Source organism: Bacillus sp. FSL K6-0993 (genome assembly GCF_037977205.1).
Taxonomy (GTDB): domain Bacteria; phylum Bacillota; class Bacilli; order Bacillales; family Bacillaceae; genus Bacillus; species Bacillus subtilis.
The window spans coordinates 546,579-569,315 of the sequence record NZ_CP150275.1 but is presented as its reverse complement, the minus strand read 5'-3'; the positions used below and the strand labels follow the sequence as shown (position 1 = coordinate 569,315).

The 22,737-nt window shown below is 39.5% G+C and carries 23 protein-coding genes and 2 pseudogenes; 12 read left to right on the top strand and 13 right to left on the bottom strand.

What is annotated here, in order from left to right:
* Positions 1-66: 66 nt before the first annotated feature.
* Positions 67-1,515: a PLP-dependent aminotransferase family protein gene (locus MHH79_RS02975; RefSeq protein WP_309529838.1), complete on the bottom strand. Its 1,449-nt coding sequence runs from the start codon at positions 1,513-1,515 to the stop codon at positions 67-69.
* A gap of 132 nt (positions 1,516-1,647) precedes the next feature.
* Between MHH79_RS02975 and MHH79_RS02970 the strand changes: the two genes are divergently transcribed.
* From MHH79_RS02970 to MHH79_RS02945, 6 genes are all read left to right on the top strand, one after another.
* Positions 1,648-2,550: an EamA family transporter gene (locus MHH79_RS02970; protein WP_015482857.1), complete on the top strand. Its 903-nt coding sequence runs from the start codon at positions 1,648-1,650 to the stop codon at positions 2,548-2,550.
* 243 nt (positions 2,551-2,793) lie between these two features.
* Positions 2,794-3,495, top strand: a complete 702-nt coding sequence (locus MHH79_RS02965) for a response regulator transcription factor (RefSeq protein WP_031315634.1) — start codon at positions 2,794-2,796, stop codon at positions 3,493-3,495.
* Between the two features lie 3 nt (positions 3,496-3,498).
* Positions 3,499-4,947 (top strand): HAMP domain-containing sensor histidine kinase, encoded by a 1,449-nt coding sequence (locus MHH79_RS02960; protein ID WP_032727142.1) that lies wholly within the window; start codon positions 3,499-3,501, stop codon positions 4,945-4,947.
* Positions 4,944-6,083: a hypothetical protein gene (locus MHH79_RS02955; RefSeq protein ID WP_080467392.1), complete on the top strand. Its 1,140-nt coding sequence runs from the start codon at positions 4,944-4,946 to the stop codon at positions 6,081-6,083. Before MHH79_RS02960 ends, MHH79_RS02955 begins: the two co-directional genes overlap by 4 nt.
* 242 nt (positions 6,084-6,325) lie before the next feature.
* Positions 6,326-7,153, top strand: a complete 828-nt coding sequence (locus tag MHH79_RS02950; protein WP_031315635.1) for a polysaccharide deacetylase family protein — start codon at positions 6,326-6,328, stop codon at positions 7,151-7,153.
* A 154-nt stretch (positions 7,154-7,307) separates the two neighbouring features.
* Positions 7,308-8,195 (top strand): LCP family protein, encoded by an 888-nt coding sequence (locus tag MHH79_RS02945; RefSeq protein ID WP_080467391.1) that lies wholly within the window; start codon positions 7,308-7,310, stop codon positions 8,193-8,195.
* Positions 8,196-8,264: 69 nt separating this feature from the next.
* On the opposite strand, the gene MHH79_RS02940 is transcribed toward MHH79_RS02945, so the two are convergent.
* The 5 genes and pseudogenes from MHH79_RS02940 to MHH79_RS02920 form a co-directional block, all read right to left on the bottom strand.
* A complete protein-coding gene (locus tag MHH79_RS02940) occupies positions 8,265-9,056 on the bottom strand; it encodes a GNAT family N-acetyltransferase (RefSeq protein ID WP_340035151.1) in 792 nt (263 codons plus the stop codon).
* 187 nt (positions 9,057-9,243) lie between these two features.
* Positions 9,244-9,607, bottom strand: a pseudogene (gene arsC, locus MHH79_RS02935) (arsenate reductase (thioredoxin)).
* Positions 9,608-9,665: 58 nt separating this feature from the next.
* The gene (locus tag MHH79_RS02930; RefSeq protein ID WP_063336120.1) at positions 9,666-10,973 is read right to left on the bottom strand and encodes an arsenical efflux pump membrane protein ArsB; all 1,308 of its coding nucleotides are present in this window, start codon (positions 10,971-10,973) and stop codon (positions 9,666-9,668) included.
* A gap of 12 nt (positions 10,974-10,985) precedes the next feature.
* The gene (gene aseR, locus MHH79_RS02925) at positions 10,986-11,321 is read right to left on the bottom strand and encodes a metal-responsive transcriptional regulator AseR (RefSeq protein ID WP_015482851.1); all 336 of its coding nucleotides are present in this window, start codon (positions 11,319-11,321) and stop codon (positions 10,986-10,988) included.
* Between the two features lie 761 nt (positions 11,322-12,082).
* A complete protein-coding gene (locus MHH79_RS02920; protein ID WP_020425115.1) occupies positions 12,083-12,679 on the bottom strand; it encodes a TetR/AcrR family transcriptional regulator in 597 nt (198 codons plus the stop codon).
* A gap of 206 nt (positions 12,680-12,885) precedes the next feature.
* Between MHH79_RS02920 and MHH79_RS02915 the strand changes: the two genes are divergently transcribed.
* A complete protein-coding gene (locus tag MHH79_RS02915; protein WP_309529839.1) occupies positions 12,886-14,073 on the top strand; it encodes an MFS transporter in 1,188 nt (395 codons plus the stop codon).
* A gap of 143 nt (positions 14,074-14,216) precedes the next feature.
* On the opposite strand, the gene MHH79_RS02910 is transcribed toward MHH79_RS02915, so the two are convergent.
* The gene (locus MHH79_RS02910) at positions 14,217-14,810 is read right to left on the bottom strand and encodes an NAD(P)H-dependent oxidoreductase (RefSeq protein ID WP_015482849.1); all 594 of its coding nucleotides are present in this window, start codon (positions 14,808-14,810) and stop codon (positions 14,217-14,219) included.
* 110 nt (positions 14,811-14,920) lie between these two features.
* On the opposite strand from MHH79_RS02910, the gene MHH79_RS02905 reads away from it, so the two are divergent.
* On the top strand, positions 14,921-15,307 hold the full coding sequence (locus tag MHH79_RS02905; protein WP_003242640.1) for a winged helix-turn-helix transcriptional regulator: 387 nt from the start codon (positions 14,921-14,923) through the stop codon (positions 15,305-15,307).
* Between the two features lie 148 nt (positions 15,308-15,455).
* On the opposite strand, the gene MHH79_RS02900 is transcribed toward MHH79_RS02905, so the two are convergent.
* Positions 15,456-16,328 (bottom strand): YitT family protein, encoded by an 873-nt coding sequence (locus MHH79_RS02900; protein ID WP_340034982.1) that lies wholly within the window; start codon positions 16,326-16,328, stop codon positions 15,456-15,458.
* Positions 16,329-16,581: 253 nt separating this feature from the next.
* On the opposite strand from MHH79_RS02900, the gene MHH79_RS02895 reads away from it, so the two are divergent.
* Entirely contained in the window at positions 16,582-16,911 is a 330-nt protein-coding gene (locus MHH79_RS02895) for a winged helix-turn-helix transcriptional regulator (RefSeq protein WP_123374392.1), read from the top strand.
* Between the two features lie 82 nt (positions 16,912-16,993).
* Positions 16,994-17,566, top strand: a complete 573-nt coding sequence (locus tag MHH79_RS02890; protein ID WP_024572355.1) for an alpha/beta hydrolase — start codon at positions 16,994-16,996, stop codon at positions 17,564-17,566.
* 52 nt (positions 17,567-17,618) lie between these two features.
* Here the strand turns inward: MHH79_RS02890 and MHH79_RS02885 are convergent, their stop codons facing one another.
* Both MHH79_RS02885 and MHH79_RS02880 read right to left on the bottom strand, forming a co-directional pair.
* Positions 17,619-18,044, bottom strand: coding sequence for a MaoC family dehydratase (locus MHH79_RS02885; protein ID WP_024572354.1), 426 nt, complete (start codon positions 18,042-18,044; stop codon positions 17,619-17,621).
* Positions 18,045-18,239: 195 nt separating this feature from the next.
* Positions 18,240-19,631: a PLP-dependent aminotransferase family protein gene (locus MHH79_RS02880; RefSeq protein ID WP_340035150.1), complete on the bottom strand. Its 1,392-nt coding sequence runs from the start codon at positions 19,629-19,631 to the stop codon at positions 18,240-18,242.
* 154 nt (positions 19,632-19,785) lie between these two features.
* On the opposite strand from MHH79_RS02880, the gene MHH79_RS02875 reads away from it, so the two are divergent.
* Positions 19,786-20,649, top strand: coding sequence for a DMT family transporter (locus MHH79_RS02875; RefSeq protein ID WP_003234225.1), 864 nt, complete (start codon positions 19,786-19,788; stop codon positions 20,647-20,649).
* 168 nt (positions 20,650-20,817) lie between these two features.
* Here MHH79_RS02875 and MHH79_RS02870 read toward each other — a convergent pair whose 3' ends face one another.
* On the bottom strand, positions 20,818-21,363 hold the full coding sequence (locus MHH79_RS02870) for a TetR/AcrR family transcriptional regulator (protein WP_024572652.1): 546 nt from the start codon (positions 21,361-21,363) through the stop codon (positions 20,818-20,820).
* A gap of 335 nt (positions 21,364-21,698) precedes the next feature.
* Here MHH79_RS02870 and MHH79_RS02865 point away from each other — a divergent pair, with 335 nt between their 5' ends.
* Positions 21,699-21,974 carry an HPr family phosphocarrier protein gene (locus MHH79_RS02865; RefSeq protein WP_123374389.1) on the top strand — a complete coding sequence of 92 codons (276 nt, stop codon included), beginning with the start codon at positions 21,699-21,701 and terminating at the stop codon, positions 21,972-21,974.
* A 3-nt stretch (positions 21,975-21,977) separates the two neighbouring features.
* On the opposite strand, the pseudogene MHH79_RS02860 reads toward MHH79_RS02865, so the two are convergent.
* Together MHH79_RS02860 and MHH79_RS02855 are read right to left on the bottom strand one after the other, a co-directional pair.
* Positions 21,978-22,139, bottom strand: a pseudogene (locus tag MHH79_RS02860) (response regulator); the annotation flags it as partial.
* Complete coding sequence (locus MHH79_RS02855) at positions 22,114-22,719, bottom strand: rRNA adenine N-6-methyltransferase family protein (RefSeq protein ID WP_340034981.1); 606 nt, start codon at positions 22,717-22,719, stop codon at positions 22,114-22,116. The pseudogene MHH79_RS02860 and the gene MHH79_RS02855, both read right to left, overlap by 26 nt.
* Between the last annotated feature and the right edge of the window lie 18 nt (positions 22,720-22,737).

Sequence of the window (22,737 nt, the reverse complement as noted above, 5' to 3'; positions counted from 1 at the left end):
ATCAGATCAAGCGATCATTAGGCTTGATCTCTTTTTTAGTGAAACATCCATTTAAGGATATAAAAGTTACTTACTTGCCAATTCTTTTATCATTAAACCCAACTCATAAATCCCCTTTTGAAGGTCTTCAAGAGATGCATAAGCATATGATAAGCGAATATAATTCCCTTTTTCCTGAGCATAGATACTGCCGAGATTGAGCAGAATCCCTTTTGATAAGGCTTTAGTATAAAGTAATTTCATTGATATGGAAGGCAATATTTTTATCCAGACAAAAAACCCTCCTTTTGGGATATTCCATGTCGCCACATCTTTCAAATGAGTTTCTATAGCACTCAAGGCCAATTCTCTTCTCACCTTTAATTGCTGCCTAACCTTTTCTACATGCTGCTGGTAGTGGCCGGAAGTAAACCACTCTGCCGCTACTCTCTGGGATAGCGAACTGGATCCGTAATCTGTTTGCATTTTAATGTCAGATAAACGTTCAATCACCGGTTCCGGTCCGACGATCCATCCAATCCTCAAACCTGGGCTTAATGTTTTCGATAAACTTCCTATGTACAGTACGTGTCCATTTTTATCAATTGTTTTAATAGGATATGGCGGAATTTCATCGATCCATAACTCACGATAAATGTCATCTTCAATAATAGGAAGCTGTGTATTCTCACTTACTGCTAGGATCTCTTCACGCCGCTTTTTAGACATAAGAATACCAGTCGGATTGTGAAAACATGGATTTGTATATAAGATAGCCCTTCCCCGCTCTCCTCTTGTTAAATGAACATTTTCAGGCAAAAGTCCTTCATTATCAATAGGAAGTCCAGTCAGCTTCATACCAGCTGATTGAAATACGTGTAATGAATAAAGGTAGGAGGGCTGATCAAGATAAACGGTTGATCCTCTTTGTAACAGCCCCATTGATATCAGCTGCAAGGCTTGCAACGCTCCTGAGACAATCAGAATGGAAGAAGATGAGACGTTGATTCCAATGGTTTTTAAATAGTTGCTTAATGCCTCCCTCAAAGGTAAGTAACCTTTTGGTTCTTCATATCCGAATGCCTCCATGTGTTGAGATACCTTCCCCATCATTTCTTTCATAACAGCCAAAGGAAAAATCTCAGCTGAAAGTTCACCTTTACTGAGCTGTATAAGGTCTGTATTTGATTCTGATTGATTTATCTCTTGAACGATTTTCCGACTTGGCATCTGAATGCCAGAGGTGACATATTGATCCCAACCGGGAGCAGAATTCTTAGCCATCAGTGTCCATGTGTTGTTGATAACAACTGTGCCTTTCCCCATTGTGCCTTCTATTAACCCATCGGCCATCAATTCCTCTAACGCTGTAATCACTGTGCTCCGATTTACCTGAAAATCTTTTGCAAGCGTGCGCTGGCTTGGAATCTTGCTTCCAATCGGCCACTCTCCATTTCCTATTTTCTCTTTAATAAAATGAACGATTTGTCTGTACTTAGGGAGCTTTTTCATCTTTGTTTCTTCTGGAAAGCTCATAGAATCGGTCTCCTTAAAATAAATTGGTTGGGTCAAAATCCATTTAACTGGTTGAAGCCATATCACCAAATCTTTATTAATATAAAAACACATTAAATAACTGGTTGGTTTTTGTAAAGAGGAGTGAGAGGAATGCGAAAGAAAACAGTTCAAATAATTATATCTCATAGTCTCATGATTGGTTTATGGGCATCTGCTTTTCCGGGAATTCGCGCAGGACTAGAAGGGTACACACCAGAACACCTTGCTTTATTTCGTTTGTTAATCGGCTCTATGGCATTATTGCTTTTTGCTGTTTTGACTCAGATGCGCCTACCCGACTTGAAAGACATTCCTGCCATTTTTCTTTTAGGGTTTTTAGGATTTGCACTCTATCACATTTTGCTGAACATCGGTGAAAAAACAGTTAGTGCCGGAGTTGCAAGCTTACTCGTTACTACGGCACCGATCTTCTCAGCCATGCTATCCCGCCTGTTTTATAAAGAGCATTTTGGATTTACGAAATGGCTTGGCTCTATGATCAGTTTATTGGGTGTATTATTGATTACATTTGGGGCGGGAGACTTTACATATTCAATGAGCGGTATCTTGGTCATCCTGCTGGCAGCATTTTCGGAGAGTATTTATTTCGTTTTTCAAGCCCGCTATATAAAAAAATATGGTTTTATTCCATTCGTTACATTCACCATTTGGGGCGGAACAATACCTATGCTTGTGTTTCTGCCAGGCTTAGGCGAAGAGATGATGAACGCTTCAATAAGCGCAACTTTGTCTATCGTTTACTTAGGATTATTGCCGACGGTTATTCCTTACTTCGCACTAGCATATGTCACTTCACTCGTCGGTGCTTCAGAAGCAACCCTTTCACTTTATGTTACACCGGCTTTAGCCTTGATCATATCTTGGCTCTGGATCGGCGAGATACCCACATTGATCTCTCTGCTAGGCGGAGTGGTTACAGTTGGCGGGGTATGCTTTACCTATTTAACACCCAATAAAATCAAACGATATGGAAACGCTCTTATACATAAATAAAGAAGATACCCGCATCTCTTTTTAATAAGCTCATTTATCAATTAAAATTGTTTACAATAGTCCTCTAATCCAACGATAGCTCAATTCCCCCGATTTTGTTGACGATGGTGAAAATATATCCAATTATAGTTTGATCTGAATTTCTGAATAATCGCTATTAAAAAGGATGCTATAATGAGTGATATTGCAGACTCTAAGATAGATATATTCAATTTAATCATGAAACAGGGAATGAATGAAATAATGGATAAAACGAAAATACTTATTATTGAAGATGATGGAGCAATAGCAGATCTGCTTTCATACGGGCTTACGCAGGAAGGTTTTCAAACGTGTACTGAATCTAACGGAACTTTAGGGATGAAACAGTTAGACCAATTCAAACCCGATCTTCTGCTGCTTGATTGGATGCTGCCAGATTGCAGCGGATTGGATATCTGTAAAAAAGTGACCCAACGCTATAATATCCCTATACTTATGATCACCGCAAAGTCAGATATCACTGATAAAGTCCTTGGGTTGGAATTTGGGGCTGACGATTATATTACAAAGCCATTTGACTTGCGTGAAGTTATCGCCAGAATTCGTACAATACTCAGGCGTCTTGAACAAGCTAACCACGTGAATGATCGAGGATCGTCTAATGAGGATCACATTCAATTAAAAAATATTGTGATGATCCCAGACGAAAGAATAGTAAAAAAAGATGGGATCATTGTTGATTTGACTCCTAAAGAATTTGATCTGCTTAAGACATTGATTGACCATCGTGGAAAAATCTTTACACGTTCAGAGCTGTTGGAATTCGTTTGGGGCTACGATTTTGCCGGGGATACACGTACGGTAGATACTCATATCCAAAGACTCCGTAAAAAACTGGATGCAAGCGACCTCATTAAAACAGTGTTTGGCATTGGATATAAATTCGAGAAGCAGGAGGAGTAGAGAGTGTTACGGACGATCAAGGGTAAATTTATTATTGGTTTTTTTCTGATTTTTTCTCTCTCTTTTCTAGTGCTCAATCAAACGGTCAAAAGTGTCATTTGGTCAAGCAATGAAAAAATTGTGACCTCAGATTTAATAGACTTAAAAAAAAACAGCATCATGTATATCAATCAAGCATTTTTAATCAATCATTATAAAAACAATGAACTATACTTCGGCGATATGGCCGATGAAATAGTGGATAGTTTAACTCATTCAACAGGAAGCAATGTAGGCGTTTATACCGTAGATGGCACTTTGTTGTCTTCTTCTAATAAAACAGTGTTTTCGCAAGGCATTGACGAGGACCTAGCAAAAGCAATTAACGGAAAAAATGCTTATCATATCACCTATGATCGAAATCAAGCACAGGTGTTTTTTTCTTATCCAGTTGTCATTGATGGTGCAAAAGTTGGCATATTGCGTTTTTCTAAAGATTTTAATTTGCTTTACAAACAAAGCGGAGAGATTTTAAATATTATTTTTTATATCGCTCTTGCGATATTTGTGGCGGCGTTTCTTTTCTCTTATATACTCTCCAGACACATCACGATTCCAATCGTCAAGCTGACAGAGGCCACCTCAGAAGTCAAAAAGGGAAAGCTGGATGTGGATATCCATTTTTCTAGAAAAGATGAAATTGGCCAGCTTACGGTTAATTTCAATGATATGATCACCAGAATTAGGGATCAAATTTCAACTATCGAAAAAGATCGGGACAGGTTAAAGGAACTTAATGAACAGGAAAAACGTTTTTTTGACAATATGACCCATGAACTGAAAACACCTCTGACTTCTATTCAAGGCTATGCTGAAATCATAAAACAAAAAGGGGAATCAGATCAGGCGTTTTTTGATAAAGGAATGAATCATATTGTTGAAGAAAGCCGGCGTCTGCACAATTTGGTTATAAAACTTCTTGAGGTATCTAGAGAAACCTCTAAAGAACAATTCGATAGGATTGATGCAGGAACGATTTTGAAAGATGTATGCGAATCTATGAAATTTCGTGCAGAACGATATAAAAAGAAGATCACCTATGAGATAGAAGACAGTCTCTATGTGTATGGTCAAAAGAATAGAGTGCGCCAACTCTTTATTAATCTTTTGGACAATGCGATCAAATACAGTTTATCTCATTCTGAAATCATGATTCAGGCTAAAGTTACGGGAGATCAGGTTCTTTTTATGTTCAAAAATCCAAGTGATCCATATGACGACAACCAATACACAAAAGTGTTTCAGCCTTTTTATTCAATAAACCAAAAGGTGACGGAAGAAGGAAGTTTAGGGTTGGGGTTAAGCATAGTTAAAACAATTGTCGAAAAACATGGAGGAACAATCAAGATGTTCTACGAAGAAAACCATACAATCATCACTATTGAACTAGCTTACATGAAGGTTGAGAAATGATCATGAAGAACAAACGGTTTATTATATTGTCAGGGATATTATTGATTTCCTTGATTTTTGTATCCAGCTATAATATGGGCAAGCGATCTGAAACCATTATCATTCCAAACAAGGAAGAGAGCCAGATTGATGACGATCAGAAGTCGGACTCCTTTCAGGTGAAGAAGATATATCGCCTCCCTCAAGCTGACCAGTTGCTTGGCTGGTCTTCATCAAACTCTGTAGTTGGTTTTTTCAAAGGAAATGACACAACGGAAGGTAAAGCGCAGCATCTTCAGAATGTCTCCTATCCTTTTGAAAAACCTGAAACTCTGCAGAGCATTGACCGCAATACTTCCAACCTTAAGTTGTCTCCCGACGGGAAAAGTATCGCCGGATTAACGATGTCATCAAATAAGATAACACTAAATTTAATATCACTGACGAACAGAAACAAAAAGGAAGTAGCCAGCTTTTCTTCTAGCAAGGATGCCTTTGTACAGGATATTTCATGGTCAAATAATAGCAAATACATTTGTTATCTTGTCATTGACACGACAAAAAATGACCAGACTGCGTTCAATGTATTCAACATAGATTCCGGAACCCTCAAAACGTATCCATTGAAGAATGTTGATGAAAAGGATTCGCTTACGGCAGTTTCCATTTCAAATGATGGACGTAGTTTGCTGCTAACCATGTTACAAGGGCAACAATATCGCATTATGACGGGGACCATCAGCGGTGACAGCATCACTATTCAAAATAAGCGGCAGATTAGCCCCTATGGTAAACCTGTTTGGTTAAACAATGACCAATTTGTATTTTTAGGTATCGGAGAAACCTTATACGAATACGACCTCAGAAACAGTGAGCTCTCTGTTCTGCTCGAAAATGTAGCTGTTTTTACCATATCTAATGATCGAAAGAAGATCGCTTACTCTTTATATGACAAGGACAATACTTATGCAGGAAAGCTGCAAGGGAAAAATGTCCTCTACGCAGAACCTATATACCACGGCGCCAACCCATCAGAAATATATTGGAGTCCAGATGGCAGCAACCTGCTCGTTTATGAACAAAACCGGTATATTTCTATGGAAAACTCATCAGCCCGATTTTTTGACGATCGCTCTTATATCATATCCTTCAAGTAAACCTTATTTCTATTGAAATAAGGTTTTTTCTTATACCTGCAAGATATTACATAACAAAGATTCCTTCATTTGTTGACATTTTGTTTACAAGTTGATCAAACTTCTGCGATAACTCTCATCTATATTAAAAGAGCATCATTTTTACCGGGCTTTGTCTCCAAAGTTTCATTGGTCCTTCTAATTTATGTGACTCGTTCGCGAGAAAACTAGTTTTGATATCTACAATTGAGGAGTTGGAAAAAGTGTCAAATTCACCAAGAAGGGATCGTAAGTTGAATCAAATAGGAAAAATAGGTTTTGGGATATTGATTATTCTAGGTGTAACGTTACTATGCATTTCATGGAAGGCACTTGCCGGCCCAAAGCAGGAACCAATAAAAGAAAGTACAAACGCTTCTGAGCAGGCGCATATAGAAACACACAAAAATTCAGCACAGAAAAAAGAACAAAAAAAACCTGCTGAAATCGGGAAGGTCGTTTATTTAACATTTGATGACGGACCAAACCCTGCTGCTTCAGAGAAAATTATGGATTTGCTTCATAAATACAATGCAAAGGGAACGTTTTTTATGTTAAAACCAAATATCGAGCGAAATCCTAATATTGTGAGAAAAATGGCGGAAAACGGTCATTCTGTTGGGTCTCACGGCGTGACGCACCAGGTTTCCGAAATCTATAAATCCCCTGAAAGCTTTGCTGCAGAAATGAACGATACATTGGACTACATTAAAGAAACAACCAAAGTCAACACGCATTTAATAAGAGCACCTTACGGGTCAAAGCCTTACATTACTGGCCCTTTTAGAGATGTTGTGGAGCGTGATCATTTTAACCTGTGGGATTGGACAGTTGACTCAGAGGACTGGAAGTACACTCATGGAGAGTTTGTTAAGAGTGTCATTCAGCAAGTCAAAACCCTTGAAGGAAAAGAGCCGCTTATTGTATTAATGCATGAAAAGCCAACTACCGCGGCGTATTTGGAACAATTATTAAAATATTTCCGGGAAAGCGGATACGAAATGAAAGCAATTCATGATTCAATCAAACCGGTACAATTCAGATTCAATTGAAGTATAAATTTAAAGTATCTTATATGAACTACAAAATATCACGGAGATAAAAGAATTATTTATTAGAGAACCGTTAAGAACCAGTACAACATATAAATATTCAACTTGATCAGAAAGGAATTTGATAGTGAAAATCGGGAGAAGGAAACTGAAAATGCAGAGTATTTTATTGTTTGTTCTAGCCCTCTTGTTAACCATTGGAGGCCTGACCTGCTATAGTATTTACCGAAACGTAGCAAAATCGGTCAACCATATGTATGAACCTCTGCAAAGAGATTCTAAGCAACAAGATGCTAGTCTTGGACATGATCCTATATCGATTCTTTTGCTGGGAGTAGATGAGCGCCCCGGTGATAAAGGACGACCTGATTCGATGATCGTACTGACTTTAAATCCAGAGACGAAAACATCGACGATGGTAAGTATACCGCGTGATACCAGAGTATTTATGCGATCAAAGAATACCAATATTAAAATGAACGCAGCATATACTTATGAGGGTATTGAAGGTGCCGTTCAAACCGTTGAACAATTTTTAAACATTCCAATCAATTATTATATCAAAGTCAATATGGAAGGGTTTAAAGATATTGTAGATGAGATTGGCGGAATCACAGTGAATAATGATTTCCCTTTTACCCTTGAAGGGGTGCATATACCAAAAGGGGAACAGCACCTGGATGGAAAGGTTGCCCTTAAATACGCACGGATGAGAAAAGAAGATCCTCGCGGTGATTTTGGGCGGCAGCAGCGGCAGCGAGAAATCATTAACCAAATTATTCACGAAGGAGCACAATTAAAATCATTAAAAAACTATCAAGGAATTTTGGCTGCCTTAGAAAAAAATATACAAACAAACTTAACACTTGATAAAATGATTGATATTCAACGCTCTTATAAAGAAGCCGTTCAACATGTCAAACAGATCGAAATAAAAGGTGAGGATAAAAAGATAGATCACTTATGGTATCATGTTGTAACTGATGAAACGAGAAAGGACTTATCGAAGAAACTTCGCCAGCAATTAAATCTACATTCTTAATAAAATAAAAACCGGTATTCACCAACCGCTTACTCATGTAAAGAGAAGAGTTCTTGCCTCTTCTCTTTTTTATGATTTCCCGGAATAAAAAAGAGAGTATTCGATTATTTTCTTAAACCCTAGTTTAGCTGCTAATGCAATGGACGAATTGTTGCAGATATCACAATCCCAGCTAGGAACAATCCCATTTTCCATACAAAACGCTATAAACCTATTTGCTACGCAATAAGCTAACCCCAGTCCTCTATATTCCTCAAGTGTGTAGATATCCATTTCCGCTCGATTATGCCCTAAAAATATAGAGGTACACTCACTTACTACGTGATTGCCATGTAATACGGCAAATCCAAAACCTTTTGAAGCAAACTGTGAGACAGAATCCCAATACTCCTCATAATAAGCGCTGTTAAACGCTGTGCTGTGTGAAATAATGTCTTCGTCTATTCTTTTCAATACAAGACCCTTTGGCAGTTGCAAAGTCTTTTTGAAAGATTTTGGTTGATAAGAAAATGCAGCTCTTCTCATTTGGTTCAAGTCATCTTTCAGTAAGGGTTTCAGTACGCTATCCCATGTATCACTGGAAGAAAACAAGGTAAATCGTTTTGATGATTTCACTTGTTCTTCATAATATCCTGCAATGAAATCATGAAAATCCCGATTCCCTTGGTCTCCCGCAATAAAATAAATGCCTGATTCAGTTCCTATAAAAAACGATTTAGGAAAGGTTTGATCATCTGCATAAACAGCTCCCGGAATGGTTTGGTCTAATATTGAATAGACAAATGTTGGACAATATTTGTCATCAATCATTGTTTTTAAGCTACTGTATTTTTCTTTTGTTAATTCCTGCAAAACAGACAACTCCTTTAAAACACCGTCTCCTTCATGATTCTGTTCACAAATTAATTTTCCTCTGTAACAGCTAAATAACTTCCCTGTTACGGATCTCAGACAAATAAAAACAGGTGTCTGCACTCAGCTCACAGACACCTGTTGAACAACACATTGCATTATATAAACCCAAGGAAACGCTGAGTATATCGATTCTCTATTCCCCAGTTACAGCAAACTGTTTTAAACGGTCACCAATTTCATCACGGACCCTTTGGAAAAATGCCCATTTTTCTTCGTCAGTTCCTTGTGCTTTTGCCGGATCATCAAATCCCCAATGCTCACGTTTTACATGCAGGGGCGTCATTGGGCATTTATCTGCTGCATCACCACAAAGAGTAACAACGAGATCAGCATGATTTAAAATGTTCGGATCAATGATATCCGATGTTTGATTTGAAATATCAATCCCTGCTTCTTTCATTGCTTTGACAGCATTCGATGTCATCCATGAACTTCGATTCCTGCGCTGTACACATTCCACTTGTCTCCAAGGTATTTTCCCCCCACTCTTCAGCCATTTGGCTGCGGCAAGAGTTACCTGTGCATTGTTTTCCTTGATATAGTGACCTTGTCCTTTTAGAAACAAGAATGGATTATCAGCAGCCAAATATACAGGCCGACAAGTGTGATCAATAAAGTGGGTATCGTGAGGATAATTCCTGTTTTAAAATACGTGCCCCAGGAAATTTTCATACCTTTGTGCGAAAGAACATGAAGCCATAATAATGTCGCCAAGGAACCAATCGGTGTTATTTTAGGTCCTAAATCTGAACCGATCACATTTGCATAAATAAGCGCTTCTCTCATCATCCCATGTGTATCTGTACCGGCAATAGCCAATGCGTCAATCATAACAGTCGGCAGGTTATTCATAACGGAAGAAAGAATTGCCGCGATAAAGCCCATTCCAATCGTACCTGCAAACAATCCTTGATCAGCCATGGCTTGAATCACATCTGAAAGGACATCTGTCAATCCGGCATTTCGGACACCATACACAACAACATACATGCCAATTGAAAAGAATACGATAGCCCATGGCGCCTCTTTCACCACTTTCTTTGTATGGACGGCCGGACTCTTTTGCGCAGCGATTAAGAAAATGACCGCAATGCTACCCGCTACCACTGATACAGGGATAGAAAAAAATTCACTTGCAAAATATCCAATTAACAGCAGCCCTAAGATATACCATGACAGTCTGAACATGTTTTGATCTTTAATTGCTTCAACAGGTTTTTTAACCTCAGTCAGATCATAGCGTTTTGGTATGCTTTTTCTAAAGAAAAGGTAAAGTACAATGATGCTCGCCAGCAGCGAAAACAGGTACGGGACAACCATTCTGGATGCATAATCAATAAACGTAATATGAAAATAGTCCGCTGAAACAATGTTGACCAAATTGCTTACTACTAAAGGAAGCGAAGTGGTATCCGCAATAAATCCGCTGGCAATGATAAAAGGAAAAACTAATTTTTCATTAAAATGTAATGCTCTGACCATCGCTAATACGATTGGTGTCAAAATAAGAGCTGCACCGTCATTTGCAAATAACGCGGCGACAATAGCTCCTAATAGAGATACATAAACGAACATCCGCACACCGTTTCCTTTTGCAGCCTTCGCCATATGAAGCGCTGCCCATTCAAAGAAACCGATATTATCAAGAATTAACGATATCAGTATGATGGCCACAAAAGCCAAGGTCGCATTCCAAACAATCCCTGTCACAGTTAACACATCATGAAAATTGACAACACCTGCTATTAGAGCTAAAACTGCGCCTCCACAGGCTGACCACCCTATAGATAAATTTTTGGGCTGCCATATGACCAATACTAGAGTTAATAAAAAGATGAATACTGCCAAAATCATTGATGTCAATCTAATGCCTCCTTACTGGCAACACGCTTGAGTTTTCTTTTGTTTGATATGGTTTAACAATTCATCCTCCTGATCGATTTGATGTAAGATCAATTGCAATGTATCAAACTCAGGACAGGAACCATTTATTGAATAATAACGCCATTGGCCTCTTCTGTCCTCATTCACAAAACCTGCGTTTTTTAATTTCCGCAAATGCTGGCTTATGGCGGGCTGGCTCATTTCGAACATATCAACCAATTGACAGACACAATATTCTTTTTCAAGAAATAATCTCATCATTATAAGCCTAGTTTGATCACTAAGTGTTTTTAAACAGCGAGTCATCGCCGCAACATCAATCGTCATATGGCTCCTCCTTCCCAAATCAATATATAAGCAAATCGTTATATACACGCCAAATGATTATACATTCCCCTTTACGTTTCCATATGTAGCGCTCTTAAGAATCAAAACTTCGAAACGAAAACCTGAGTCGCTCCCCGCGTTTCCTTAGCGCCCCCGTCATTATATAAACTTTTATTTATATAAACAATCCCTTATATTTGGAATATCAAATATTTTTGATTCAATGAATATCAATCTCTTTATGAGAACTCTGCCTTATTTGCCTTTATCCATTGTCGAAGCTGCTCCATTTTTAAAGAATGCGTTTCTATTTTAATCAAGTTTATTATGGGATTCCGGGTGTTTTCAATCATAATCCAGTCTGGTATAAATATTAGACTATTTCAGTTATGGGAGTGGTCATAGAGCCCAAGATGAAAATAGACAATCTTTTGGATATTAAAAAACAGGTCTCTTTAGAGGCCTGTTTACATTGCAAGTATTTTTTCCATTGCCATGACACCTACATAATGGCCATCGATTTTCCCCTGTTCTTTAAATACTCCAACTTTGCGATATTCCATTGAAGTATAGAACCCTTGTTCCAATCGATGAAAAGGAATGTAATAATATGATGTTATGTATTCACGATTGAATGACTTCTTTTTCGACATCCGATAAGAGTTCCCTCGATGATTCCGCTCAGCAACAAAAATCTTATATTTCACTGTACGATGGAACCAATTTGTCATATAATCCGTAGCTTTTGCAGTTCTTATCAGCTACATACTCTCTGTAGCAGAGGTAGCTTGAACTCCCTTAAACGCATTCATCACCAAATCATGCACATAGGAATCATTCACCTCATCCCCTGTTATAAGCAGACGGTAGAAAATTGGTCCGTAAATGAGATCTATGCTTACTTCAATATCAAGATTCTCTCTCAATTCACCTTTCTGAATTCCCTTTTCTAGAAGGCCTTTCGCTTGGAGGCGGCGAGGCTGGAAAAATCGCGTGCGATATTCTTCTGCCAATTTTTCATCCAACTGCCCTGCACCTATTAATTCCTTAATAACGGTTCCTTCCCGGCTTGTTAAAAACCTAGCTAAATTCGTGGCGTGGGTTACTATATCTTGTACTGACGACCCTGTATCAGGCACAGGCAGCCTGTCCGTCGCGGTCGAAAGAAAGCTGTCCATGATAACGGCAGCTTTGTTAGACCACCATTTATAAATCGTTGCTTTACTCACTTTCGCACGCTCTGCAATTTTATCGACTGTCACCGCATCGAAGCCTTTTTCCAACAATAGGCCATAGGCTGCAGAAAGAATCGCCTTATGCGTTCCTTCATCACGCGGCCGCCCTCGTTTACTCTGCACATGAATCATTCCTTCCCGAAATACAAAACTATACGTTCAGTATACTTAACCTGAATAAAAAAGAAAACAGAAATCCATTTACAAAACTGAACGTTTAGTATATTATTTTCATTAATCAACAAAACTGAACGTTCAGTTTACAAAATCACTTGTGTTGAGAAGTCATGATTACACTCAAAAAACCACTTAAAAAGGAGTTCATTCTTATGGCTAATAGTAACAAACAAGCAGGTCAGAGGATTTCACCCAGTTTAACCCTTCTTCTCGCAACTGCATGCGGTATCATTGTTGCTAATCTTTACTATGCACAACCCTTGGTCGGATTAATTAGTAAGGCAATTGGACTTTCTCCAAGCAGTGCTGGATTGATTGTTACACTCACCCAAATCGGATACGTTGCCGGCTTACTATTTCTTGTCCCTTTAGGAGATATCATCGAAAACAAAAAACTTATTGTTGTATCGCTCCTTCTAAGCGCAGCGGCTTTGACACTAACAGCATTTGTGAAGCATGGAACACTGTTTTTAGCAGCTGCGTTTTTCGTCGGATTGGGGTCAATCGCAGCCCAAGTGCTTGTTCCATTTGCATCATACCTTGCATCAGACGCTGCACGCGGCCGGGTTGTCGGCAATGTCATGAGCGGCTTATTACTCGGTATTATGCTTTCCCGTCCGATATCTAGTCTAGTCGCTGATATCTGGGGGTGGAATGCAATATTCGCTTTGTCCGCCGTGGTAAGTGTTATCCTGGCCATCGTATTATCAAAAGTGCTTCCTGCCAGAAAACCAACAGCAAATACAAACTATACTGCCTTACTCGGTTCAATGTGGAAGCTGCTGCGCACGACTCCAATCTTACGCCGCCGTGCCATCTATCATGCGTTTGTATTTGGAGCTTTCAGCTTGTTCTGGACTACCGTTCCTTTATTATTGTCCGGTCCTGATTTTCATTTTTCTCAGAAAGCAATAGCACTCTACGCATTGGTGGGCATTGCGGGTGCAGTCGCTGCACCAATAGGCGGCCGGCTGGCTGATCGAGGCTTAACCAAGCTTGCCACTGGAATCGCTCTCGGTGTTGTCGTTGTCTCTTTATTACTGCCGCTCATGATTCAGAGCAGCTCCCCCGTCGGTATAACAGTTCTAGTGGCAGCAGCTATTCTGTTAGATATGGGTGTATCTGCAAACCTTGTGCTCAGTCAACGTGCCATTTTTTCGTTGGCGCCTGAAATTCGCAGTCGATTAAACGGATTATTCATGGCGATATTCTTTCTAGGCGGTGCGATAGGGTCATCAATTGGAGGATGGGCATATGCCTCAGGCGGATGGGGTACAGCATTATGGATTGGAATCGCTTTTCCGGTCATCGCTTTGCTTTATTTCATCACAGAGAAATAAGTCTTTCACCAAAAATAAGCAGTCAGGACCAAGCAAATAGCTTATTTTTGGTGGCTTCTTCTTTTTTCGCTATATGTTAAAATCCCTCTGCTGAACAAGAAAAAATCCTGCTTGGTGAGTACAGGATTTTCCAAAATCAATCTTTATGTTAAATCGACACCCTCCAGCTGTTTCAAATATCTTTGCAGGCGAACCTTCGGGTTTAATTCTATATTTGTAATATGCTTTACATACCGATTCGCACTTTCGGCAATTTCTTGGTCACTGATTGTATTGGTGCGATATTCGGCAAAGGAAGGCAGATAGGTCATGCCTACTAAATGGGCAGATGCTTGGAACGGTTTTGTCAGCTCGCTTATCGAAAACAAGTTATATCCGCCGGCTTGATAAGAGTGTTCAGGTGAACCGATGGACATGGCAGTTACCCACTCTTTCCCCTTCAATTTATTTCCGCCGGGACCATGAGCCCAGCCAAACGTAAACACTTCATCAAACCACTGTTTTAAAAGCGGAGGACTGCTGTACCAGTATAACGGAAACTGAAAAACGATACGGTCATGGGCGAGGAGCTGCTGTTGTTCAAATTCCACATCAATTGGTTGATCGCGATATTTTTCATAAAGATCATGGACAGTTACATCTGGTTCACTTAAAACCGCTTCTTTCCACTTTTTATTAATACGAGAGGATTCTATATTCGGATGTACAACGAGTACGAGTGTTTTCATATGATCCATTCCTTTCATTCCTTTGATGTGACATCATTATATGATGTATATTAAAATATAAAAAGTACGCACATTGAATGTATATAGTATCAAAAAGTATACTATTAGGAGTGAACAGCTTGCGAAATCGTAAACTCGGTATTGATTATTCTTCTGATGACTTTGAAGGATGTCCGGTGGAGACAACATTAGATATCATCGGAGGTAAGTGGAAAGGCATTCTTCTTTATCATCTCATTGACGGTAAAAAGAGGTTTAATGAGTTTCGAAAACTATACCCCAAAATTACCCAGCGTATGCTCACGCTACAATTAAGAGAATTGGAACGGGATGGCGTGATTCACCGAGAGGTTTATAAACAGGTCCCTCCAAAAGTCGAATACTCTTTAACTGAGTTTGGAAGAACATTAGAACCTGTTATCCTGCACATGAAGGACTGGGGAGAAAAATATAAAGACAGGATTGATAAGCTCGAAGCAGCACGTAAAGCTGAAGATAAAATCTAATAACCAGAAAAAATACCAAGGGTTTTGACGCCCTTGGTATTTCTGTGATTCAGACCTTCACCGCTGACACCCACAAGCCCTCAAAAAGTGTTTTTGATTACATTTACCGGCGGCATGTCAGTTACCGTTAAAAAGGTCATTCTATTTTTTAATGATGATTAAGATTTCTAAAATTGCTGCCCTTCACTTCAGCTACGTCATATACGGTGACAAAGGCGGATTTATCAATATCATTAATAATTTCCTTTAGTTTGGTTTCTTCTAAACGGTTGATGACACATGTGATTTCTTTAAATTTCTCGTGGGAAAAACCCCCGTAAGCTTCTTTATATGTGGCGCTTCGGCCTAATTGATCACGTATGGTCTCTACCATTAATTCAGGTTCGGCAGTAATAATTTGAAACGTTTTAGAACCGCTTAAGCCTTCCTCAACGACATGAATGACTTTGGATGCAATGTAGTAAGCAATGACTGAAAGCAATGCCCCTTGAAAACCAAATACTATGGAAACAAAAATAAACACAAAAAGGTTTAAGAATAAAATAAGATCGCTCGTACCAAACGGCAGTTTTCGGGATAACAGCACAGCAAGCATGTCAATTCCATCTAATGCGCCGCCATTACGCAGCGCCAGCCCCATTCCGAATCCAAGGATAATCCCGCCGACAACGGTAATTAACAGGGTATCTCCTTCTATGATAGCAGGTGTGTGGTGGAAAAAGCTTGTCCCCGCGGCAAGCGATACGATTCCGATAATTGATAATAATGCAAAGCTTTTCCCAATTTGCTTATATCCTAACCAGACAAATGGAATGTTGATCACAGCAATCAAAATCCCCAGCGGCAAGTTGAATAGCTGTGAACCAACGATGCTAAGACCCGTCACCCCTCCATCAGATACACTGTTTGGAATGAGCACTGTTTCTAGTCCATATGCCGCTATGATTCCTCCAATGATAACCATGATGATTTGGAAAATCATTTTCGCTTTAAATTTCTTATGTTTTTTGGGTGTATTCATACCATTCCTCATTTCTCAAATATTTCGTTATATTTAAATATACCATAATAGATATTTTCAGCTAAAAACATCCGTTTTTTTAAATAAAGTAATTAACAGTAAGGTAACCCTCTTTGACTTAGAACATTCATGTACCGTGCCGCCTGTTGGGCAAGCGGCCCCTTTCACTTCAGATCGTGAATCGCCCTCAAGCTTCAACACCGAAAATCCTGATTTATTCTGATATGATACTTAAAAAGGAGGTTTGATTACAATGAATAGCCTGTGCCGCAGTAAACAAGCCCCATTTGAATACACCTTATCTCTTATAGGGGGCAAATGGAAAATGAGAATTCTCTATGAGTTAGGGTGTGAAAAAGCGATGAGATACGGCGAGCTGAAAAGGGCTATGCCCTTCATCACCCATAAAATGTTAAGCGCACAGCTTAAGGAATTGCAAACTGACGGCCTTATTCATCGGTCTGAGGTTTCTCAAACCCCACTGAAAGTAGAGTATTCGTTATCTGACAGAGGGCGATCTTTGTACCCCCTCATAGATGAAATGTGTAAGTGGGGAATGGCACAAGGAATGCCTCATATGTAAAGCTACTTACAAAAAAGTGCGTACTTGTTTCCCAATGAGAGGAATTTTATACTGAATGAAAATACTTCGTTTGGAGAAAAAAATGAAAAAACAGGTCTATATCATTCATGGCTACAGAGCTTCCTCAACAAATCATTGGTTCCCTTGGCTGAAAAAACGTCTGCTCGCAGATGGGGTCCAAGCAGACATTTTAAACATGCCTAATCCGCTCCAGCCAAGACTTGAGGATTGGCTGGAGACACTCTCTTTTTATCAACATACTTTACATGAAAATACGTATTTGGTTGCTCACAGCTTAGGGTGCCCCGCCATTTTGAGATTTTTGGAACATATTCAATTACGAAAACAGCTTGGCGGAATCATACTTGTTTCCGGCTTTGCCAAATCATTGCCCACTTTACAGATGTTAGATGAATTTACACAGGGATCGTTTGATCATCAAAAAATCATCGAGTCCGCGAAGCACCGTGCTGTCATTGCTTCTAAGAACGACCAAATTGTTCCATTTTCATGGAGCAAGGAGCTGGCACAACAAATTGACGCTGCGTTATACGAAGTCCAGCACGGGGGTCATTTTCTAGAAAATGAGGGGTTTACTTCTTTGCCTATTGTTTATGATATTTTAACCTCTTATTTTTCAAAAGAAACCCGCTAACATCTTTCACCCATCTGCTTCAATCGAGCCCGCGAAAAGCGGGCTTTCTGAGTTATCGTTTCATCAATACGGATAACTCACCTTCAAACACTTTTACTTCTTTTTGATTATAAGTAGATAACAATACTGTGAGTATTCCCAATTCATTTCTCTTTGGCTGCTTATCAAGAACCTCAACAATTGTAAACAATTCATCATCCGGATATACGGGTTTTATGAATGTCATATGATTCATCTCTGTTCCGGCTATAATATCGTCTCCATAGAGACCTTCTTCAATCCAAAGTTTAAAAGATATGGCCAGTGTTTGTATGCCGGAAGCGATAATTCCATTAAATCTGCCTTTACTCGCTTTTTCTTCATCTACATGCATATACTGAGGGTCAAATTCACCCGCAAACCGCATAATATCATCTTTTGATACTTTTAATGATTTCGTTTTGAAGACCTGGCCAATTGTAAACTCATCTAACTTCATTCTTACACCTCTATTTTTTCAATTGTCTATTTTGTTTATTTTAGCACTGTGATGAGCAAATAAAAAATTCTGTTTTTCGCTAAACAGACATATCGTGGGCTGGACTGCTGGCACTCATCATATACTTAAAAAATATTGAACAGCTCTCAACACTTAGTTCCGTCACTTGGCCGTTTTGCTAAACTGAAAGCTCCCTCATATCTTCCAGGCAGCCTTCAGTTTTTTTATGCCTTCTCTTATGTCGGATTCAGAAACCCCTGCAAACCCGAGCGAGACCGTTTTTGCAGGAGGATGATTTTGATAAGAAAGAGAAACAGGATAAATTTTTACTCCATGTTTTTTCGCCTTCTCAATTAACTCTTTTTCACCAAATGGCAAATAAACGTCAAGTAAGATACGAAGCCCAGAGTTTTCTCCGCGGATTCTGACATGCTCTCCTAATTCCCTTTGCACTGCCTCTAATACAATGGCTCTTTTTTTGCGGTAAAGTTTTCTCATTCTGTTGATGTGTTTTTGCCACTCTCCATTTTTTATAAATTCAGCTAGGGTTAGCTGACTGTGGCAGGACACTGTTTGCTTATATAAGGACGTGATTTCATGCCCCTTTTTTAAAAGAGGTGAAGGAAGAATCATATAGCTGATACGCAGCGAGGGCAAAAGAGACTTAGAAAAAGTGCCCATATAAATGACACGGTTATGCTGATCAAGCCCTTGAAGAGAAGGAACCGGCTGTCCTGTGTACCTAAATTCCCCGTCATAATCATCCTCTATGATAAAGGATTGATTTTCGGCCGCCCATTTGAGCAGCTGAATTCTTCTGTTTATTGTCATTATGGTTCCCAGCGTAAATTGATGGGAAGGTGTGACATATACAAGGTTTGGCTGCTGTTCTTTGATCTTCTGTATACAGATTCCTTCATCATCGACTGGTATAGGAACAATATTCATGCGGTTGGCTTCAAAAATCATGCGTGCTCTTGGATAACCAGGATCCTCATACCCTATAGAAATATTCGGCTCAAAAACTTGGCACAAGATTTGCAGCAGAATAGGGTTCCCGGCACCTATAATCACTTGTTCAGGGCCGCAATGAACACCCCGAGATTGATACAGGTACTCTGCAATGAGTGTTCTCAGCTCAAACTCTCCTAAAACATGTCCCGGCCGATAAAGCTCGTGTCCATATTGGTCTAAGCTATTGACCATGCTTTTTCGCCATGCGGAAAAAGGGAAGTAAGAAGAATCTACATTCCCATAATGAAAATCAATCCATTGTTTATTTTCTTCTGCTTCTTGTTGGATGGGTGTTGTGCTTGGCATTCTATCATAAGCAAAATCAGAATCATGATAATCAGCAAACCACCCGCTTCTTGGCTTGCTCACAATATAGCCCTCAGCAGCGAGCTGTTCATAGGCACGTTCTACAGTCGTTTGGCTGATGGAAAGCTGATTCGCCAAGAGTCTTTTTGAAGGAAGCTTCATTCCTTTTTGAATACGGCCCCGATGCATATTTTCTTTAAAATACCGATAAAGCTGCTGATAAAGCGGACTATCCAGATTTCTATTCAAAAAAGGCGTGATATCCATTTGCACGTTGTTCTCCTAACTGGTATGTATTTTTTTATGAAAACTGGCCGTTTAAAAAAGGCCAATTCCAGTTTATAGTCATTGTAATCCTTAGCTGCTGGTTTTGTTAAGAAAATACAGACAATGAACAAGAAAGATATGTGGAGTGATTATAATGAACAAAACAACAAATGGCTGGATAAATGGTTTTATAGGCGTACTCATTTTCAGCGGCTCGCTGCCTGCGACCCGTTTGGCTGTGTCAGACTTCGATCCGTTATTTCTCACCGTTTGCCGTGCTGCGATAGCTGGTGTACTGGCGGGAGGTCTCCTTCTCATCTTCCGGCAGCAGCATCCTGCCAAAAGAGACCTCATTTCATTATTAGTGGTAGCGTTTGGCGTAGTGATTGGTTTCCCGTTGCTGACAGCTTTAGCGCTTCAGCATGTCACATCCGCACACGCCATTGTCTTCATTGGACTTCTTCCACTCGCAACGGCAGTCTTCGGCGTACTGCGCGGGGGTGAACGCCCTCGGCCCGTCTTCTGGATTTTCTCAGCTGCCGGCAGCTTGTTAGTAGCAGGTTTCGCCCTCATTCAGGGGGGAGGTTCATCCCCGCTTGGCGACGCGTACATGCTGGCTTCTATTGTCGTATGCGGTCTTGGTTATGCAGAAGGGGCCAAACTTTCACGGCGTCTGGGGAATTGGCAGGTGATCTCATGGGCACTCGTTCTGTCGCTTCCTCTTATGCTGCCATTGTCGTTCTTTTTTACGCCGGACTCATGGTCGGCGATCGGCGTTCCCGCGCTGCTCAGTCTTGCATATGTATCCTTATTCAGCATGCTGATTGGCTTCGTGTTCTGGTATCGAGGTCTTGCCCAAGGGGGAATTGCAGCGGTTGGGCAGCTCCAGCTTCTCCAGCCTTTTTTTGGACTGCTGCTTGCCTCAGTGATACTGCACGAGAAAGTAGGCTGGGCACTCGTAGCAGTGAATATCGCCGTTATCATGTGCGTTGCCGCAGCTCGGCGATTTGCAAAGTAAGGCAGACCATTAAGCATAAACTTCAAAAATGCATGAAAGTATAAAAATACCAAGGGTCTGCAACCCTTGGTATTTTGTATGCGATCGAGGAGACTTGAATCTCTCGCTTAGACAAATAAGTCACCTTCTTGTTCCTAACGATTCGCAACACCCATTTACCTGACGCCATTATAAAATCCGCTCTAACAAATCCCCCACTTTTTCTGCCATGACACGAGGCGGGTAAGGCATTTCGTTTTTCAACCACCATTCCACTACCCCTACGTAAGCATTTGCTATAAATTCAACAATGACATCTTCACTTTGGCCGTAATTCTTGCCTTTCGTTACATCTACATCTTTCCTGAACTCTTCGATATTAAACTTAAGGAACTGACTGCGAAAATATCGAGCGCCTTCACTGGCTAACATCGTCGAAAAGAATAAATAATTACTCTCAAGGTATTCCATGCAGTGTACAGTCGATTCAATCCAATCCATTTCAGCTGCCGACTCACAAAAATCCCCCATATTGTTTATATGCTCTTCCATAATTTTTTCTAATAGATCAAATTTATCTAAGTAATGAAGATAGATTGTTCCACGGTTTACATTTGCCCTTTCAGAAATTTCCTTAATCGTAATATGATCAAAACTTTTTTCAGTCATCAGCTCAATCAGAGCTCTTTTAATAGCCTCTTGGCTTTTGGTTATTCTTCTATCCACTTTGGACATAGCTTTTCACCAAACTTTCTTAAGATAATCAACAAATGAGAGTGGAATGTTGAATAATCAACAAATCGCCTGAATGTAACCATTGTATACACCATGTTTTTATTTACAATAATAAACAAATGTTGATTAGTAAATCATGCTTTTTTCTCGACTGAAGTCATTGTCCATTTTAGTTAGTTGAGAGAATTATTTTGTAAACACAAAGAAAGGGTGTTATTTCAAAATGCAGAGAAATGATGAAATTAGACCGCTTATCCTAAAGGTACTCTAAATTCAAATTTGATCTGCAACCCAACTATAAATCCGTCAAGAGGCTGAATGTAATGAGGTGAAGAATGATTAAAAGACAATTTACGATCATTAAGGAAACAGGGTTTGCGAGACCGGCTACCCTAATAGTCAGTATAGCTCATCGGTTTACATCAGATATTTTTCTTGAATACCAAGGGAAAACTGTTAACCTCAAACAATCACCCAAATCCATAATGGACATTATGGATTTAGGAATTAAACCCGGAACCAAAATATATATACACGCAAATGGATCTGACGAAGCGAAGGCTATACAAAAAATGAAAGAGCATTTACTAAAAAACGCTTATATACAGTAATCAAAGTTCAATAATCATGAGGTCAAATTCTTTTTGTTCCAGCAGGTTTAAAGCTTCGATTGCGTCTTTAGCCTTTTGAGTGTGCAGGCCTTCATTTTCTAAATAAACAGAGATGAGATTTCTAATGTCTTTGTCATCATCAACTATAAGAACGTTCGACTCCATATAATTCCTCCAAATCATTTTGCGGCATCGAGCAGCTAAAGACATAAGCCGGCGGTACATTTCTAAGCTCTCTTTTTACATCTATTTTGGTAAAAAACTGTTCAAAAAACGGTTTTTTCAACGCAGTGTATTGAAAAGTAATGAATTCACCATCTCTTTTTAAAATCTTTGCGGTATCTAATAAAATGTTGGCTGAAACCGTTTTTGGCAAGCTTGCAAAGGGAAGGCCAGAAATCACATAGTCTATATAAGGCATACCATAATCCTTTACATACTGGCTGCTATTTTCAGCAGATCCATTTACAATGAATACATTCTTTTCGTCTTTAAATGTCTCTTTCAATAGTAAATAAAATTCTTCATTTTGCTCCACTAATAAAATAGTCGTTTCAGGTCTTCTTTTTTCAAGCAGTTTTTTTGTGAATACACCCGTACCCGGCCCATATTCGACAATGTATGCAGCCTTCTTGAAATCAATTCCTTCCACCATTTTATCTCCAAGATACCTTGAACTAGGAAGGATCGCACCAACAGTTCTCGGATTCACTATATACTGAAATAAGAATAACAGGCGTTTCATATCTAATCTCTCCATTTG

Bases quoted from the DNA above. Each gene is read 5' to 3' on its own strand.
- MHH79_RS02915 (WP_309529839.1), top strand. From the start codon at position 12,886: ATGGCTAATAGTAACAAACAAGCAGGTCAGAGGATTTCACCCAGTTTA.
- MHH79_RS02965 (WP_031315634.1), top strand. From the start codon at position 2,794: ATGGATAAAACGAAAATACTTATTATTGAAGATGATGGAGCAATAGCA.
- MHH79_RS02855 (WP_340034981.1), bottom strand. From the start codon at position 22,719: ATGAAACGCCTGTTATTCTTATTTCAGTATATAGTGAATCCGAGAACT.
- MHH79_RS02895 (WP_123374392.1), top strand. From the start codon at position 16,582: ATGAATAGCCTGTGCCGCAGTAAACAAGCCCCATTTGAATACACCTTA.
- MHH79_RS02975 (WP_309529838.1), bottom strand. From the start codon at position 1,515: ATGAGCTTTCCAGAAGAAACAAAGATGAAAAAGCTCCCTAAGTACAGA.
- MHH79_RS02870 (WP_024572652.1), bottom strand. From the start codon at position 21,363: ATGTCCAAAGTGGATAGAAGAATAACCAAAAGCCAAGAGGCTATTAAA.
- aseR (WP_015482851.1), bottom strand. From the start codon at position 11,321: ATGACGATTGATGTTGCGGCGATGACTCGCTGTTTAAAAACACTTAGT.
- MHH79_RS02970 (WP_015482857.1), top strand. From the start codon at position 1,648: ATGCGAAAGAAAACAGTTCAAATAATTATATCTCATAGTCTCATGATT.
- MHH79_RS02945 (WP_080467391.1), top strand. From the start codon at position 7,308: ATGCAGAGTATTTTATTGTTTGTTCTAGCCCTCTTGTTAACCATTGGA.
- MHH79_RS02880 (WP_340035150.1), bottom strand. From the start codon at position 19,631: ATGGATATCACGCCTTTTTTGAATAGAAATCTGGATAGTCCGCTTTAT.
- MHH79_RS02955 (WP_080467392.1), top strand. From the start codon at position 4,944: ATGATCATGAAGAACAAACGGTTTATTATATTGTCAGGGATATTATTG.
- MHH79_RS02865 (WP_123374389.1), top strand. From the start codon at position 21,699: ATGATTAAAAGACAATTTACGATCATTAAGGAAACAGGGTTTGCGAGA.
- MHH79_RS02890 (WP_024572355.1), top strand. From the start codon at position 16,994: ATGAAAAAACAGGTCTATATCATTCATGGCTACAGAGCTTCCTCAACA.
- MHH79_RS02875 (WP_003234225.1), top strand. From the start codon at position 19,786: ATGAACAAAACAACAAATGGCTGGATAAATGGTTTTATAGGCGTACTC.
- MHH79_RS02885 (WP_024572354.1), bottom strand. From the start codon at position 18,044: ATGAAGTTAGATGAGTTTACAATTGGCCAGGTCTTCAAAACGAAATCA.
- MHH79_RS02910 (WP_015482849.1), bottom strand. From the start codon at position 14,810: ATGGATCATATGAAAACACTCGTACTCGTTGTACATCCGAATATAGAA.
- MHH79_RS02900 (WP_340034982.1), bottom strand. From the start codon at position 16,328: ATGAATACACCCAAAAAACATAAGAAATTTAAAGCGAAAATGATTTTC.